This window comes from Kitasatospora sp. NPDC056138 (assembly GCF_042264695.1).
In the GTDB taxonomy this organism is placed as follows: Bacteria; Actinomycetota; Actinomycetes; order Streptomycetales; family Streptomycetaceae; genus Kitasatospora.
Window position 1 is genome coordinate 30577 of record NZ_JBHJVK010000029.1, and the last position, 19244, is coordinate 49820.

The window sequence follows — 19244 nt, forward strand, 5'->3', positions numbered from 1 at the left end:
TCAGGACCTGCCGAATTCCTTGTTGATGATGTCGAAGAGGTCATCGGCCGACGCGTTCTCCAACTCGTCGTCGTCGGCGCCGTCGGCGGGCTCGTCGCCCGCGTTCCACTTCGCCAGGAGGGCCTGGAGTCGGGCCGTGACGCGGGCGCGTTCGGCGTGGTCGGGAGAGATGGCGGAGAGCGTCCGGTCCAGCGCGTCGAGTTCGGCGAGCACCGGTGCCGCATCGGCGGGACCGTCCCCGACGAGCTCGGACCGCAGGTGCTCGGCCAGGGCAGCCGGGTTGGGGTAGTCGAACACCAGGCTGGCCGGCAGGCGCAGTCCGACGGCCGCGTTGAGGCGGTTACGCAGTTCGACCGCGGTGAGCGAGTCGAAGCCCAGCTCGTTGAAGGCCCGGCCGGCCTCGACCGCTCCGGCCCCGGCGTAACCGAGCACCGCGGCGACCTCGGTGCGCACCAGGTCGAGCAGGGCACGCTCCCGGTCGGCGGCGGGGAGCCCGCTCAGCCGCTCCCGGAACGCGGCCGCCCGGTCCCCGCTGCCGCTCTCGCCCTCGTCGGTGGCCGCCTCGAGCGCCTCGCGGGCCTCCGGGACCCCGGTGATCAGCGGCCGGGGGCGCGCGGCGGCGAACGCGGGTGCGAACAGCGCCCAGTCGACGTCGGCGACGGTCAGCGCCGTCTCCAGGTCGTCCAGCGCCTGCTGGAGCGCGGCGATCCCGAGCTCCGGGGCCAGGACCCGCAGGCCGCGCCGTCGCAGCTGCTCGGCCGCCGCGTCGTCGGCCGCCATGCCGATCTCGCCCCACGGCCCCCAGGCCACCGACGTCGCGGCGAGTCCGGTCGCCCGGCGCCGCTCGGCCAGCGCGTCGAGGAAGGCGTTGGCCGCCGCGTAACCGGTCTGGCCGCCACTGCCCCACACCCCGGCGATCGAGGAGAAGAGCACGAAGGCGTCCAGTTCGGTGTCGCCGAGTGCGGCGTCCAGGTGGACCGCGCCCGAGACCTTGGCGTCCACGACCCTGGACAGCTCACTCAGATCGCCGTCCATCAGTGCGGTGTCCTGGGTGACACCGGCCGCGTGCACCACCGCGCGCAGCGGGGTGGCGAGGTCGGCCGTGAGCCGCTTGACCAGGACCTCCACCGCCGACCGGTCGGCGACATCGCACGCCTCCAGGGTGACCTGGACGCCCGACCCGGCCAGCTCGGCGCGGAGTTCGGCCGCACCCGGCGCATCGGCGCCACGGCGTCCGGTGAGCACCAGGTGCTCGGCTCCGTTACGGGCCAGCCAGCGTGCGACCTCGGCGCCCAGGGCACCGGTGCCGCCCGTGACCAGGACCGTGCCGCGCGGCCTCCAGGCCGTACCGGACGCCTTCGCCCGGGTGGCCCGGACCAGCCGGCGGACGAACACGCCCGACCGACGGACCGCCAGCTGGTCCTCGCCGTCGGCGTCCGCGAGGACACCCACCAGGCGGGAGGAGACGCGCTCGTCCACGCTCTCCGGGAGATCGACCAGACCGCCCCAGCGCTCCGGGTGCTCCAGGGCCACCGCTCGACCCAGACCCCAGACCTGGGCCTGCGCCGGGCTTTCGAGGCGGTCCGTACGGCCCGTCGAGACCGCGCCGCGCGTCACGCACCACAGCGGCGCGTCGATCGCGGCGTCGCCCAGGGCCTGGGTGAGCAGCGCGGTCGCGGCGAGCCCGGCGGAGAGCGCCGGATGCACCGGGTGCACCTGCTCGTCCAGGGCCAGCAGCGACAGCACTCCGGCCAGGCCCGCCGCCCCCGCGTACGCGGCACGCAGCTCGCCGGCGAGGCTGTCACGGTCACACGCCGTGGTGTCGACGGTGATCCTTCGGACCTCGGCGCCGCTCCCGCTGAGGGCACGGACCACCTCGGCCACCCAGCCGTTCTCACCGCCCCCGGCCTGCGCGGCCGGAACGGCCACCAGCCAGCTGCCGGAGAGGGCGGCGACGGCGGTACCGCTGTCGGCGGCCGGCTTCCAGCTGACCCGGTAGCGCCAACCGTCCACCACCGACTGCTCGCGCTGCTGGCGGCGCCAGGCGGAGAGCACCGGCAGCACCGGAGAGAGCGCGTTCAGCGGGGACTGCGTGTCCGAGACGTCCATCTCCAGGGTCGCGGCCAGCGCGGCCAGGTCCTCGCTCTCGACGGCCTCCCAGAAGCGGGCGTCCGCCGGGTCCGTCCCCAGCCCGTTGCCGGCAGCCGCAGTGGCGGTCGGCAGTGCCTCGGGCCAGTAGTGCTGCCGCTGGAAGGCGTAGGTGGGCAGGTCGACCCGGTGGGCGCCCTGGCCGGCGAAGACCGCCTGCCAGTCGACGGCCACGCCACGCACGTACGCCTGGGCGAGCGCGGTGGTCACCGTCTGCGCCTCGGGACGGCCTGCGCGCAGGACCGGCGCGAAGAGCGCCGCCTCGGTCACGCAGTCCTGGCCCATCGCGGACAGGACACCGTCCGGGCCCAACTCCATGAACGTGCGGACGCCTTCGCCCTCCAGGGTCTGCACGGCGTCGTGGAAGCGAACGGCCTCGCGGACGTGCCGCACCCAGTACTCCGGGGTGACCAGCTCGTCGGTGAGCTCGCCGGTGAGGGTGGAGACGATCGGGATCCTCGGCTCGTGGAAGCTCAGACCCTCGGCCACCGCCCGGAACTCCGCCAGCATCGGCTCCATCAGCGGCGAGTGGAACGCGTGGCTCACCGTCAGCCGCTTGGTCTTGCGGCCCTCGGCCGCCAGCTTCTCCGCGACCTTGAGCACCGAGGCTTCGGCACCCGAGATCACCACCGACTTCGGGCCGTTGATCGCGGCGATACCGACCTCGGCGGTCAGCAGCAGCAGAACCTCGTCCTCGGACGCCTGCACCGCCACCATCGCACCACCGGCGGGCAGCGCCTGCATCAGCCGGCCACGAGCCGCCACCAGCACGGCAGCATCCGCCAGGGAGAGAACCCCCGCGACGTGTGCGGCGGCCAGCTCGCCGATCGAGTGGCCGGCCAGGAAGTCCGGCCGCAGACCCCACGACTCCACCAGGCGGAACAGCGCCACCTCGACCGCGAACAACGCGGGCTGCGTGTAGGCCGTCTGGCCGAGCAGACCGGCCTCGTCCGCGAACATCACCTCGCGAAGCGGACGCTCCAAGTGCTGGTCCAGGTGCGCGAACACCTCGTCCAGCGCATCCGCGAACACCGGGAACGCCCCATACAGCTCGGCGCCCATCCCGGCCCGCTGGCTGCCCTGCCCGGTGAACAGGAACGCCGTACGGCCCTCCACCACCGAACCCTGCACGAGATTCCCAGCCGACTCACCCTCGGCCAGCGCACCCAGCCCCCGCAGGAACTCCTCACGCCCACCCGCCACGACAGCTGCGCGGTGCTCCAGCCCCGCCCGACCCGTCGCCAACGAGTACGCCACATCAACCAGTTCGGCATCACCAGCGGACAGCAGGCGCTCGGCCTGCGCCCGCAGCGCCACCTCACCCTTCGCCGACAGCACCACCGGCACCACCGGCACCACGTGCGCCTCGACGGCACCCGCAGCCTCGACAACCGGCGCCTGCTCCAGGATCGTGTGCGCGTTCGTCCCACTGATACCGAAGGCGGAGATGCCCGCCCGGCGGGGACGGCCGGTCTCCGGCCACTCCGTCGCCTCCGTCAGCAGCGTGACACCGCCGGCAGACCAGTCGACGTGCGGGGTCGGCGCGTCGACGTGCAGCGTCTGCGGCAGTACACCGTGCTGCATGGCGAGCACCATCTTGATCACACCCGCCACACCGGCAGCCGCCTGGGTGTGACCGATGTTCGACTTCACCGAGCCGAGCAGCAGCGGCGAGGTCTGGTCACGGTCCTGGCCGTAGGTGGCCAGCAGTGCCTGCGCCTCGATCGGGTCACCCAGCCGCGTACCCGTACCGTGCGCCTCCACCGCGTCGATCTGGTCGGCGGTGAGTCCGGCAGAGGCCAGCGCCTGCCGGATCACCCGCTGCTGCGACGGACCATTCGGCGCGGTCAGGCCGTTCGACGCACCGTCCTGGTTGACCGCCGAGCCACGGACCACCGCCAGCACCGGATGACCGTTGCGCTGGGCGTCCGAGAGGCGCTCGACGAGCAGCATGCCCGCGCCCTCGCCCCAGCCCGTACCGTCCGCAGCACCCGCGAACGCCTTGCACCGGCCGTCCACCGACAGCCCGCGCTGACGGCTGAACTCCACGAACAGGTCCGGCGTCGACATCACCGTCACACCGCCGGCCAGCGCCAGCGAGCACTCGCCGCTGCGCAGCGCCTGCACCGCCAGGTGCAGCGCCACCAACGACGCCGAACACGCCGTGTCCACCGACACCGCCGGGCCTTCCAGCCCGAACGTGTAGGACAGCCGGCCCGACACCACACTCGTCGCCGTACCCGTCAGACGGTGACCCTCGACGCCCTCCAGGCCGTCCACCAGCAGGTTGGCGTAGTCCTGGCCGTTGGTGCCGACGAACACACCCGCCTGGCTGCCGCGCAGCGAGGTGGGGTCGATGCCCGCCCGCTCGAACGCCTCCCAGGAGGTCTCCAGCAGCAGTCGCTGCTGCGGGTCCATCGAGAGGGCCTCGCGCGGCGAGATCCCGAAGAAGGTCGGGTCGAACTTCGTGACCTGGTCCAGGAAGCCGCCCTCACGGGCGTATGTCGTGCCCTGGTTGTCCGGGTCCGGGTGGTAGAGGCCGTCGAGGTCCCAGCCTCGGTCGGTCGGGAAGTCGGCGATGGCGTCGCCACCCGCGACGAGCAGCTGCCACAGCTCCTCGGGCGTGCTGACCCCGCCGGGGAAGCGGCAGCTCATCGCGACGATCGCGATCGGCTCGTCATCGGCGGCAGCCGCCACCGGCACCGACGCGGTGATCTCGGCCTCCTGGCCCAACAGTTCGCTCCGCAGGTGCTCCGCCAGCGCGGTCGCCGACGGGTAGTCGAACACCAGCGTGGCCGGGAGACGGAGACCGGTGGCCGCGTTCAGACGGTTGCGCAGATCGACGGCGGTCAGCGAGTCGAACCCGAGCTCCTTGAACGCCCGGCCCGACTCCACCGCCTCCGACCCCGCATAACCGAGGACAGCGGCGACCTGGGCCCGCACCAGCTCCAGCAGCGCACGGTTCCGCTCGACCTCCGACAGACCCGCCAGACGCCGCGCCAGCGAGGACTCACCGTCGGCCTCGGCGTCACCCGACGGCGCGAACGCCGCCTCCATGACCTTGCGCGCCTCGGGAATCTCGTTGAAGAGGTTGCTCCGGCGGACCGCGACGGTCTCGGCCGCCACTCGGTTCCAGTCCACATCGGCGATGGTCAGGGCCGCGTCGCCGTGGTCCAGCGCCTGCTGCATGGCAGTGATCGCCAGACCGGGCGCCATGCCGACGACACCGTCGCGGCGCAGGCGCTCGGCGACGAGGTCCTCGGTCGCCAGGCCCGCCTCGGCCCAGGCGCCCCACGCGATCGAGGTCGCCGCCAGGCCGTCGGCCCGGCGCTGCTCGGCCAGAGCGTCCAGGAAGGCGTTCGCCGCCGCGTAGTTGCCCTGGCCGGCGCTGCCGACCGAACCCGCCATCGACGAGAACAGGACGAACGCCGACAGGTCGTGGTTCGCGGTGAGTTCGTGCAGGTTGAGCGCCGCGTCCACCTTCGGACGCGCCACCGTGGCGAACCGCTCCACCGTCAGGCCGTCCACGACACCGTCGTCCAGGACACCGGCCGTGTGGAACACCGCCGACAGCTCGACCGAGTCGAGCAGACCGGCCAGCGCCTCACGGTCCGCCGCATCGCACGCGGCCACCGTGACGGCAGCACCCAACCCGACCAGCTCATCACGCAGTTCGGCCGCGCCCGGCGCATCCAGACCACGACGGCTCGTCAGCAGCAACTGCTTGGCACCGTTACGCACCAGCCAGCGCGCAACCTCCGCACCCAGCGCACCCGTACCACCGGTGACCAGCACCGTGCCGCTGGGCCGCCAGGCCGGGGCGGACGCCTCCGGCTTCGCGGCGCGCACCAGACGGCGGGCGAAGACGCCCGAGGCGCGGACAGCGACCTGGTCCTCACCGGCAGTGGCGGCAAGGACAGCGGCCAGGCGGGCAAGCACACGCTCGTCCACGACCTCCGGCAGGTCGACCAGACCACCCCAACGCTCCGGGTGCTCCAGGGCCACCACCCGGCCCAGACCCCACACCTGGGCCTGCACCGCACTCACCAGACGGTCCGAACGACCCGTCGACACCGCACCCCGCGTCACACACCACAGCGGAGCAGCGACACCGCAGTCGCCCAGCGCCTGCACCAGCGCCAACATCCCACCGAGCCCGGCAGACACACCCGACTCAAGCACGGTCTCGTCCAGCGCCAGCAGCGACAGGACGCCTTCGACGGACTCACCATCGGAGACCGCCTCACGCAACTGCTCGGCGACCGCGACACGGTCAGTACCGGTGCCGTCCAGCTCGACCCGGCGAACGTCCACGCCACGACCGGCGAGCATCCCGACCGCGCCCAGCACCGCCGCGTCCTCCGCGAATCCGGCAGGGACCACCACCAGCCAGGTACCCGACAGCGCACCAGCGCCACCGTCGGCGACCGGCTTCCAGCTCACCCGGTAGCGCCAGCCGTCCACCATGGACTGCTCACGGCTCTGCCGGCGCCACGCCGACAGCATCGGGAGCACCGCGCCCAGCTCGCTGCCGCCCTCGACCTCCAGGGTCGCGGCCAGCGCCTCCAGGTCCTCACGCTCGACGGCCTCCCAGAAGCGGGCGTCCACCGCATCGACCGGTGCGACACCGGCCACCGGGGCAGACGGCTCCAGCCAGTACCACTCACGCTGGAAGGCGTAGGTCGGCAGGTCGACCCGGCGGGCATCCCGGCCCGCGAAGAACGACTGCCAGTCGACCGCGACACCGCGCACCTGGGCCTCGCCCAGCGACGCGAACAGCCGCTCCAGACCGCCCTCGTGACGGCGCAGCGTCCCGAACGCCACCGCGTCCCGGCCGACCGCCTCGATGCTCTCCTGGACCGCCATCGCAAGCACGGGGTGTGCGCTGACCTCGACGAAGGTCCCGACGCCGTGCTCCTCGAGCAGCGCACGCGTCGCGTCGGCGAACTCCACGGTGGTACGGAGGTTGGTGTACCAGTACTCGGCGTCCATGCCGGAACCGTCGACCAGCTCGCCCGTCACCGTGGACAGCAGCGGCACCCGGCCCGCCTGTGGGGCCACGTCCTTCAGGACATCCAGCAGTTCGGTGCGGATCGACTCCACCTGCGCCGAGTGCGAGGCGTAGTCCACCGGCACCCGACGGGCCCGGACACCATCCGCCTCACACGACGCCAGCAACTCCTCCAGCGCGGCCGGCTCACCCGAAACCACCACCGACGACGGCCCGTTGACCGCAGCGACCGAAACCCGCTCCTCACCCCACACCGCGAGCCGCTCGCGCACGGCCTCCACCGGCAGCGCAACGGACACCATCCCGCCACGCCCCGCCAGACCGGCCGCGATCGCCTTGCTGCGCAGGGCCACCACCCGCGCACCGTCCTCCAGCGACAGCGCACCCGCCACCACAGCAGCGGCGATCTCACCCTGCGAATGGCCGACCACGACCGACGGCTCAACGCCCGCCGACTGCCAGACCTCCGCCAGCGAGACCATCACCGCCCACAGCACCGGCTGGACCACATCCACCCGATCCAGCCACGCCTCACCCGCCGTGCCCCGCACGACGTCCAGCAGCGACCAGTCCGTGAACGGCGCCAACGCAGCCGCACACTCCCCCAACCGCTCCGCGAACACCGCAGAGCACTCCAGCAACTCCACCGCCATCGCAGCCCACTGCGAACCCTGACCCGGGAAGACGAACGCCACCTTCCCCGCAGACCCCGCAACACCCTGCACCACACCCGCCCCCGGCTCACCGGACGCCAGCGCCTCCAGGCCACGGACAGCACCCTCACGGTCACCCGCAACCACCACCGCCCGGTGCTCGAACCCCGCCCGCGACGCCACCAACGAGTACCCGACATCCGCCAGCGACAGCTCCGGCCACTCCGCCAGATGCGCGCTCAGCCGCGCCGCCTGACCCCGCAGGGCCGACGCGCTCTGCGCGGAGAGCAGCAGCGGCACAACGCCGTCATCTGCTGTCCGCCCGGCGGCGGTGTCGGGGGCGGCGTACTCCAGGATCGTGTGCGCGTTGGTCCCGCTGATACCGAACGAGGACACCGCCGCACGACGCGCACGACCCGTCTCCGGCCACGGCCGCGACTCCGTCAACAGCTCCACCGCCCCGGCGGACCAGTCCACCTTCGGCGACGGCTCGTTCACATGCAGCGTCTGCGGCAGCACACCCTGCCGCATCGCCATCACCATCTTGATGATCCCGCCGACACCCGCCGCCGCCTGCGTGTGACCGATGTTCGACTTCAGCGAACCCAGCCACAACGGCGCCGACTCGTCCCGCTCCCGCCCGTACGTGGCCAGCAGCGCCTGCGCCTCGATCGGGTCACCCAGCGTCGTACCCGTGCCGTGCGCCTCCACCGCATCGACCTCGTCGGCCGACAGACCCGCGTTCGCCAGCGCCTGACGGATCACCCGCTGCTGCGCCGGACCGTTCGGCGCGGTCAGACCGTTCGACGCACCGTCCTGGTTGATCGCCGAACCCCGCACAACCGCCAGCACCGGGTGCCCGTTCCGGCGGGCATCGGAGAGCCGCTCGACGAGCAGCATGCCGACACCTTCACCCCAGCCCGTGCCGTCCGCGTCCGCCGAGAACGCCCGGCAGCGGCCGTCCGCCGAGAGCGCCCGCTGACGACTGAAGTCGACGAACACCTCGGGGGTGGACATGATCGCGACGCCGCCGGCCAGGGCCATCGTGCACTCGCCGTTGCGCAGCGCCTGGATCGCCCAGTGCAGGGCGACCAGGGAGGAGGAGCAGGCGGTGTCGACGGTGACCGCCGGGCCTTCGAGGCCGAGCGTGTAGGCGACGCGGCCGGAGGCGATGCTGCCGGAGTTACCCGTGCCGAGGTAGCCCTCGACGCCGTCGGGCAGTTCACCGACACCCGTCGCGTAGTCGTGGTACATCACACCGGCGAAGACACCGGTCCGGCTGCCGCGCACGGTCGCCGGGTCGATGCCTGCCCGCTCGAACGCCTCCCAGGAGGTCTCCAGCAGCAGCCGCTGCTGCGGGTCCATCGCAATCGCCTCGCGCGGCGAGATCCCGAAGAACGCCGGGTCGAACAGGCCCGCGTCGTGCAGGAAACCGCCCTCACGGGCGTACGAGGTGCCCTGATGGTCCGGGTCCGGGTGGTAGAGACCGTCGAGGTCCCAGCCACGGCCCGCCGGGAAGCCCGAGACCGCGTCACCGCCCTCGGACACCAGCCGCCACAGGTCCTCGGGCGACTCCACACCACCCGGGTAGCGGCAGCTCATACCGACGATCGCGATCGGCTCGTCGTCCAGTGCCACGACCGGACCGGCCACCGCCACGGCTGCGGGCTGCTCGCCCACCAGCTCCGACCGCAGGAACCCGGCCAGCGCGGCCGGCGTCGGGTAGTCGAACACCAGCGTCGCCGGGAGTCGGAGACCGGTCGCGCCGTTGAGCTCGTTGCGCAGCTCGACCGCCGTCAGCGAGTCGAAGCCGAGCTCCTTGAACGCCCGGCCCGCCTCCACGGCAGCGACGTCCGGGTAGCCCAGCACCGAGGCCACCCGGGTCCGGACCAGGTCGAGCAGCACCGTGTCCCGCTCGGCCTCGGAGAGTGCGACCAGGCTTCGGGCGAGGCTCGAACCGGTCGCCGCATCAGCGGAGTTGGCCTCGACGGCCCGGCGAACCGGCGTCCTCACCAGTCCGCGCAGCAGCGGCGGCAGGGTGCCCGCCCGGGCTTCGGCGCGCAGCGCCACCAGGTCGAGCTGCATCGGCACCAGCATCGGGTCGTCCGCAGCGCACGCCGCGTCGAACAGCGCCAGGCCCTCGGCCGCGAGCATGCCCTGCACGCCGCCACGGTTCAGCCGTCGCACGTCCGCCTCGGCCAGGCTGCCGACCATCCCGCCGTCCGCCCAGGCACCCCAGGCGAGCGAGGTCGCGGGCAGTCCGGCGGCGCGGCGCCAGGTGGCCAGAGCATCCAGGAAGACGTTGGCCGCAGCGTAGTTGCCCTGCCCCAGCCCGCCGAAGGTGCCGGCGGCGGAGGAGAAGAGCACGAACGCGCTCAGGTCGAGACCTGCGGTCAGCTCGTGCAGGTTGAGCGCCGCGTCCACCTTCGGACGCAGCACGGTGTCGATCCGCTCGGGGGTGAGCGAGGAGACGATGCCGTCGTCCAGCACACCGGCCGTGTGCACCACACCGGTCAGCGGGAACTCCGCCGGAACGGACGCCAGCGCGTCAGCCAGCGCCGCACGGTCGGCGACATCGGCCGCCGCGATCACCACGGAAGCACCCGACTCGGCCAGCTCGGCCACCAGTTCGGCCGCTCCCGGTGCCTCCGCACCACGACGCGAGACCAGCAGCAGACTGCGCACCCCGTGCTCGGCCACCAGATGACGGGCGACCAGGCCACCCAGCATCCCGGACGCACCGGTCACCAGCACCGTGCCGAGCGCGTCGAACACCGGCCGCAGCTCACCGGACGCGGCAGCCACCCGGGCCAGCCGCGGTACCCGTACGACGCCCTCGCGGACGGCCAGTTGGGGCTCGCCGGAGGCCAGGGCACCCGCCACGGCCCGGTCCGAGTCCTCCGCTCCGTCGAGGTCGAGCAGCACGAACCGGCCGGGGTTCTCGGACTGCGCCGAGCGCAGCAGACCCCAGACCGGGGCGTGGACGAGGTTGTCATCGCCGGTCGCCCCGCCTCGGGTCACCAGGACCAGGCGCGAGGAGGCGAACCGCTCGTCCGCCAGCCACTCCTGGACCACACCGAGCACACCGTGCAGCGCGGCACGGACAGCCGAGGCGGTCTCGACAGCGGCGTCGGCGGCGTCCAGCGCGAGGAACACCTCGTCGGGCAGCGTCTGCCCCGCCTCGACGGCCGCACCGAGCTCGGCGAGACCGGTGAACATCTCGGCCCCGGTCCCGATCGGGTCGCTGCCCAGAACCGCGCAGCGGCCCGCGGGAACCGCCGGCACCGGCAGTACGGTCCACTCCACCCGGAACAGCGAGTCCACGAAGCCCGCACGGGCGGCCCGCACCTGTTCCTCGGACACCTCGCGCATCGCCAGCGACTCGACCGACGCGACCGGCTGACCGGACTCGTCCGCCAGCACCAGCGAGACCGTGTCCCGGCTGCCCGCCGGTGACATCCGCACCCGCACCGCCGACGCACCGGCCGCGTGCAGGGTCACACCGTTCCAGGCGAACGGGAGACGTCCGCCGCCGTTCTCCTCCAGCAGGTTGCCGATGCCCACCGCGTGCAGCGCGGCGTCGAGCAGGGCCGGGTGCAGGCCGAAGAGCGCGGCATCCGCACGCGCGCCCTCGGGCAGCCGGACCTCGGCGTACACGTCCTCGCCCTTGCGCCAGGCGGCGCGCAGGCCCTGGAACACCGGTCCGTACCCGAACCCGGCCTCGCCGAACACCTCGTACAGGTCGTCGACCGCAACAGTGACCGCACCGGCCGGGGGCCACTCCCCCAGCTCGAACGAAGCCGGGGATCCGGCAACGGCGCTCGGGGCGAGCACACCCGTGGCGTGCCGCGTCCACAGTTCCTCACCGGAGGCTTCCTCCGGACGGGAGTGCAGGCTGACCGGGCGCCGCCCGGACTCGTCGGCCGCCTCCACGGAGAGCTGTACCTGGACACCGCCCTGCTCGGGCAGAACGAGCGGCGCCTCCAGCGTCAGCTCCTCCAGCACCGCACAGCCGACCTGGTCACCGGCCCGGATCGCCAACTCGACGAACGCCGTACCCGGCAGCAGCACGCTCCCCATCACCGCGTGGTCCGCCAGCCACGGGTGCGTCTGCACCGACAGCCGGCCCGTGAAGAGGAAACCGTCCACGGCGGCGAGCGACACGGCGGCACCGAGCAGCGGATGGCCGGCTGGCACCAGACCGACCGCCGTGACATCACCGGCAGTCACGGACACCCGCTCCGGCCAGTAGTGCTGGCGCTGGAAGGCGTAGGTGGGCAGGTCCACCCGGCTGGCGCCCTGGCCGGCGAAGACCGCCTGCCAGTCGACGGCCACGCCACGCACGTACGCCTGGGCGAGCGCGGTGGTCACCGTCTGCGCCTCGGGACGGCCTGCGCGCAGGACCGGCGCGAAGAGCGCCGCCTCGGTCACGCAGTCCTGGCCCATCGCGGACAGGACACCGTCCGGGCCCAACTCCATGAACGTGCGGACGCCTTCGTCCTCCAGGGTCTGCACGGCGTCGTGGAAGCGGACGGCTTCGCGGACGTGGCGCACCCAGTACTCGGGGGTGACCAGCTCGTCGGTGAGCTCGCCGGTGAGGGTGGAGACGATCGGGATCCTCGGCTCGTGGAAGCTCAGACCCTCGGCCACCGCCCGGAACTCCGCCAGCATCGGCTCCATCAGCGGCGAGTGGAACGCGTGGCTCACCGTCAGCCGCTTGGTCTTGCGGCCCTCGGCCGCCAGCTGCTCGGCGACCTTGAGCACCGAGGCTTCGGCACCCGAGATCACCACCGAGTTCGGGCCGTTGATCGCGGCGATACCGACCTCGGCGGTCAGCAGCGGCAGAACCTCGTCCTCGGACGCCTGCACCGCCACCATCGCACCACCGGCGGGCAGCGCCTGCATCAGCCGGCCACGAGCCGCCACCAGGGCAGCAGCATCAGCCAGGGAGAGAACCCCCGCGACGTGCGCGGCCGCCAGCTCACCGATCGAGTGACCCGCCAGGAAGTCCGGCCGAACACCCCACGACTCGGTGAGGCGGAACAGCGCCACCTCGATCGCGAACAGCGCGGGCTGGGTGTAGCCGGTCCGGTCGAGGAGCTCGCTGCCCTCCGCGAACATCACCTCGCGAAGCGGACGCTCCAAGTGCTGGTCCAGGTGCGCGAACACCTCGTCCAGCGCATCCGCGAACACCGGGAACACCTCGTACAGCTCGGCGCCCATCCCGGCCCGCTGGCTGCCCTGCCCGGTGAACAGGAACGCCGTACGGCCCTCCACCACCGAACCCTGCACCAGATTCGCAGCCGACTCGCCCTCGGCCAGCGCACCCAGCCCCCGCAGGAACTCCTCACGCCCACCCGCCACGACAGCTGCGCGGTGCTCGAAAGCCGCTCGCGTCGTCGCCAGCGAGTAACCGAGGTCCGTGACGGTCAGCTCGGGGTCGGCCTCGACCCGCGACTGGAGCTCCCTGGCCTGGGCCCGAAGTGCGGTCTCGCCCTTCGCCGAGAGCACCACCGGCACCACCGACGGCGAGACCGTCTCCCCGGCAGCAGGAGCCTCGACAACCGGCGCCTGCTCCAGGATCGTGTGCGCGTTGGTACCGCTGACGCCGAAGGCGGAGATGCCCGCCCGGCGGGGACGGCCGGTCTCCGGCCACTCCGTCGCCTCGGTCAGCAGCGAGACCGCGCCCGAGGCCCAGTCGACGTGCGGGGTCGGCGCATCGACGTGCAGCGTCTGCGGCAGCACACCGTGCCGCATCGCCATCACCATCTTGATCACACCCGCCACACCGGCAGCCGCCTGCGTGTGGCCGATGTTCGACTTCACCGAGCCCAGCCACAGCGGCCGGTCCTCCGACCGCTCCTGGCCGTAGGTGGCCAGCAGCGCCTGCGCCTCGATCGGGTCACCCAGCCGCGTACCCGTACCGTGCGCCTCCACCGCGTCGATCTGGTCGGCGGTGAGTCCGGCAGAGGCCAGCGCCTGGCGGATCACCCGCTGCTGGGACGGGCCGTTCGGCGCGGCCAGGCCGTTGCTCGCACCGTCCTGGTTGACGGCGGAACCACGGACCACGGCGAGCACCGGGTGTCCGTTGCGCTGGGCGTCGGAGAGGCGCTCGACGAGCAGCACGCCCGCGCCCTCGCCCCAGCCCGTGCCGTCCGCGGCACCCGCGAACGCCTTGCACCGGCCGTCCACCGACAGCCCGCGCTGACGGCTGAACTCCACGAACAGGTCCGGCGTCGACATCACCGTCACACCGCCGGCCAGCGCCAGCGAGCACTCGCCGTTGCGCAGTGCCTGCACCGCCAGGTGCAGCGCCACCAACGACGCCGAACACGCCGTGTCCACCGACACCGCCGGGCCTTCCAGCCCGAACGTGTAGGACAGCCGGCCGGACACCACGCTCGTCGCCGTACCGGTCAGACGGTGGCCCTCGGCGCCTTCCTGTCCCTCGGTGAGCAGCGAGATGTAGTCCTGGCCGTTGGTGCCGATGAAGACACCCGCCTGGCTGCCGCGCAGGGTGACCGGGTCGATGCCCGCCCGCTCGAAGACCTCCCAGGACGTCTCCAGCAGCAGGCGCTGCTGCGGGTCCATGGCGGTCGCCTCGCGCGGGCTGATGCCGAAGAACGCGGGGTCGAACCGGGTCGCGTCCTGGAGGAAGGCTCCCTTACGGGTGTAGATCTTGCCGAGCTGGTCCGGGTCCGGGTCGAAGAGGCCGTCGAGGTCCCAGCCTCGGTCGGTCGGGAAGTCCACGACCGCGTCGCCGCCTGCCATGAGCAGCTGCCACAGCTCCTCGGGCGAACGGACCCCGCCAGGGAAGCGGCAGCTCATCGCGACGATCGCGATCGGCTCGTCATCGGCGGCAGCCGCCACCGGCACCGGCACGGTGATCTCGGGCTCCTGGCCCAGGAGTTCACTCCGCAGGTGCTCCGCCAGCGCGGTCGCCGACGGGTAGTCGAACACCAGCGTGGCCGGGAGACGGAGACCGGTGGCCGCGTTCAGACGGTTGCGCAGATCGACGGCGGTCAGCGAGTCGAACCCGAGCTCCTTGAACGCCCGGCCCGACTCCACCGCCTCCGACCCCGCGTAACCGAGAACAGCCGCGACCTGGGCCCGCACCAGCTCCAGCAGCGCACGGTTCCGCTCGACCTCCGACAGACCCGCCAGACGCCGCGCCAGCGAGGAGCCGGCCACCGGTCCGGAGTCCTCGGACTGCGACTCGGTGGCGGCGAGGAATCGGACGACCTCCGGGATCTCGTGGAAGAGAGCGCTCGGCCGGACGGCGGCGAACTCGGCGGCGAGCCGGTCCCAGACGATGTCGGCAATGGTCATTGCGACGTCACCGTGGTCCAGGGCCTGCTGCATGGCAGTGATCGCCAGAGCGGGCGCCATGCCCGGCACGCCGTCGCGGCGCAGGCGCTCGGCGACGAGGTCGTCGGTCGCCAGGCCCGCCTCGGCCCAGGCGCCCCACGCGATCGAGGTCGCCGCCAGGCCGTCGGCCCGGCGCTGCTCGGCCAGAGCGTCCAGGAAGGCGTTCGCCGCCGCGTAGTTGCCCTGGCCGGCGCTGCCGACCGAACCCGCCATCGACGAGAACAGGACGAACGCCGACAGGTCCATCCCTGCCGTCAGCTCGTGCAGGTTGAGTGCCGCGTCCACCTTCGGACGCGCCACCGTGGCGAACCGTTCCACCGTCAGGCCGTCGACGACACCGTCGTCCAGCACACCGGCCGTGTGGAACACCGCCGACAGCTCGACCGAGTCGAGCAGACCGGCCAGCGCCGCACGGTCGGCCACATCACACGCGGCCACCGTGACGGTCGCACCCAACCCGACCAGCTCATCACGCAGTTCGACCGCACCCGGCGCATCCGGGCCACGACGGCTCGTCAGCAGCAACTGCTCGGCACCACTACGGACCAGCCAGCGCGCAACCTCCGCACCCAGCGCACCCGTACCACCGGTGACCAGCACCGTGCCGCCCGGCTTCCACGCCTCAACGGCCTCACCACGCACGGCCCGCACCAGACGACGCGCGAACACACCCGAAGCACGTACGGCGACCTGGTCCTCACCAGCGGTGGCAGCGAGCACAGCAGCCAGACGGCCGAGCACACGCTCGTCCACGACCTCCGGCAGGTCGACCAGACCACCCCAACGCTCCGGGTGCTCCAGGGCCACCACCCGGCCCAGACCCCACACCTGGGCCTGAACAGGACTCACCAGACGGTCCGAACGACCCGTCGACACCGCACCCCGCGTCACACACCACAGCGGAGCAGCGACACCGCAGTCGCCCAGCGCCTGCACCAGCGCCAACATCCCACCGAGCCCGGCAGACACACCCGACTCAAGCACGGTCCCGTCCAGCGCCAGCAGCGACAGGACGCCGGAGACCGGCGAGCCGTCCGCGAGCGCCTGCCGGAGCGACTCCGCCACCGCTCCGCGATCGGCGCCGTCCAGCTCGACCCGGCGGACGTCCACGCCGCGACCGGCCAGCATCCGGACCGTACCCAGCACCGCCGCGTCCTCGGCGCACCCGGCGGGGATCGCCACCAGCCACGTCCCCGACAGCGCACCAGCGCCACCATCGGTGACCGGCTTCCAACTGTCGCGGTAGCGCCAGCCGTCCACCGTGGACTGCTCACGGCTCTGTCGGCGCCACGCCGAGAGAGCGGGCAGCACCGAGCTCAACGGCTGGTCGCCGTCCAGCTCCAGGGCCGAGGACAGCGCCTCCAGGTCACCCTTCTCCACGGCCTCCCAGAAACTCGCATCCACCGCGTCGACCGGAACCTCGACCGTTGCGGCAGACCCGTCGGACTCCAGCCAGTACCGCTCGCGCTGGAAGGCGTAGGTCGGCAGGTCCACCCGGCGGGCATCCCGGCCCGCGAAGAACGACTGCCAGTCGACCGCGACACCGCGCACCTGGGCCTCGCCCAGCGACGCGAACAGCCGCTCCAGACCGCCCTCGTGACGGCGCAGCGTCCCGAACGCCACCGCGTCCCGGCCGACCGCCTCGATGCTCTCCTGGACCGCCATCACGAGGACGGGATGCGCACTGACCTCGACGAACGTTCCGTAGCCGTCGGCCAGCAGGGCCTCGGTGGCCTCCTGCAGACGCACGGTCTCGCGGAGGTTGGTGTACCAGTACTCGGCGTCCATGCCGGAACCGTCGACCAGCTCACCGGTCACCGTGGACAGCAGCGGCACCCGGCCGGCCTGTGGAGTGATCCCCGCCAGCGCTTCGGCCAGCTCCTCGCGGATGGACTCGACCTGTGCGGAGTGCGAGGCGTAGTCCACCGGCACCCGACGGGCCCGGACACCGTCCGCCTCGCAGGAGGCCAGCAGCTCCTCCAGCGCGGCCGGCTCACCCGAAACCACCACCGACGACGGCCCGTTGACCGCAGCGACCGAAACCCGCTCCTCGCCCCAGGCTGCGAGCCGCTCGCGCACGGCCTCCACCGGCAGCGCAACGGACACCATCCCGCCACGCCCCGCCAGACCGGCCGCGATCGCCTTGCTGCGCAGGGCCACCACCCGCGCACCATCCTCCAGCGACAGCGCACCCGCCACCACAGCAGCCGCGATCTCACCCTGCGAATGACCCACCACCGCAGCCGGACGGACCCCCGCCGACTGCCACACCTCCGCCAGCGACACCATCACCGCCCACAGCACCGGCTGGACCACATCCACCCGATCCAGCCACGCCTCACCGGCCCGGCCGAGCAGCACATCCTCCAACGACCAGTCCGTGAACGGCGCCAACGCAGCCCCGCACTCGGCGATCCGCCCCGCGAACACCGCCGACTCCGCCCACAACCCGGCACCCATCGCCGCCCACTGCGAACCCTGACCCGGGAAGACGAACGCCACCTTCCCCGCAGACCCCGCAACACCCTGCACCACACCCGCACCCGGCTCACCGGACGCCAGCGCCTCCAGGCCACGGACAGCAGCCTCACGGTCACCCGCGACCACCACCGCCCGGTGCTCGAACCCGGCCCGCGACGCCACCAGCGAGTGACCGACGTCGAGCAGGCCGACCTCGGGCCGCTCCGAGAGGAGGGAGAGCAGTCGAGCCGCCTGACCCGCCAGCGCCTTGTCGCTCTTGGCGGAGAGCAGCAGCGGCACAACGCCGCTGTCGTCGACTGCCGGCTCGTCGCCGGCACCGGGAGCGGCGACGGTGTCGGGGGCGGCGTACTCCAGGATCGTGTGCGCGTTGGTCCCGCTGATACCGAACGAGGACACCGCCGCACGACGCGCACGACCCGTCTCCGGCCACGGCCGCGACTCCGTCAGCAGCGACACCGCACCCGAAGCCCAATCCACCTTCGGCGACGGCTCGTTCACATGCAGCGTCTGCGGCAGCACACCCCGTCGCATCGCCATCACCATCTTGATGATCCCGCCGACACCCGCCGCCGCCTGCGTGTGACCGATGTTCGACTTCAGCGAACCCAGCCACAGCGGCGCCGACTCGTCGCGGTCCCGGCCGTAGGTGGCCAGCAGCGCCTGCGCCTCGATCGGGTCGCCGAGGGTGGTGCCGGTGCCGTGCGCCTCGACGGCGTCGACCTCGTCGGCCGACAGACCCGCGTTCGCCAGCGCCTGCCGGATCACCCGCTGCTGCGACGGGCCGTTCGGCGCGGTCAGGCCGTTCGACGCGCCGTCCTGGTTGACGGCGGAACCACGGACGATCGCCAGCACCTGGTGGCCGTTGCGCCGCGCGTCCGAGAGCCGCTCGACGAGCAGCATGCCGACGCCCTCGCCCCAGCCCGTGCCGTCCGCGTCCGCCGAGAACGCCTTGCAGCGGCCGTCCGCCGACAGGCCGCGCTGGCGGCTGAAGTCGACGAAGGTCTCCGGGGTGGCCATCACGGTCACACCGCCGGCCAGGGCCATCGTGCACTCGCCGTTGCGCAGCGCCTGGATCGCCCAGTGCAGGGCGACCAGCGACGAGGAGCACGCCGTGTCGACAGTGACCGCCGGGCCCTCCAGACCGAAGGTGTAGGCGACGCGCCCGGAGGCGATGCTGCCCGACACTCCGGTGCCCAGGTAGCCCTCGACACCCTCCGGCAGCTCGCTGATGCCGGTGGCGTAGTCGTGGTACATCACACCGGCGAACACGCCGGTCCGGCTGCCGCGCAGGGTGGCCGGGTCGATGCCCGCCCGCTCGATGGCCTCCCACGAGGTCTCCAGCAGCAGCCGCTGCTGCGGGTCCATGGCCAGCGCCTCGCGCGGCGAGATGCCGAAGAAGTCCGGGTCGAACAGCCCGGCGTCGTGCAGGAAACCGCCCTCGCGGGCGTAGGTCGTGCCCTGGTGGTCCGGGTCCGGGTGGTAGAGGCCGTCGAGGTCCCAGCCACGTCCGGTCGGGAAGCCGGAGATCGCGTCTCCGCCCTCGGAGACCAGCCGCCACAGGTCCTCGGGCGACTCCACACCAC

At 72.6% G+C, this 19244-nt stretch carries 1 protein-coding gene (running past one end of the window); it reads right to left on the reverse strand.

Annotated features, from left to right (window positions below; translation table 11 throughout):
• Window positions 1–19244: the 3' portion of a type I polyketide synthase gene (locus ACFC1R_RS19195; protein WP_375940020.1), read on the reverse strand. It continues 15520 nt past the right edge of the window; only the last 19244 of its 34764 coding nucleotides appear in the window; its start codon lies beyond the right edge, outside the window; the stop codon is at window positions 1–3.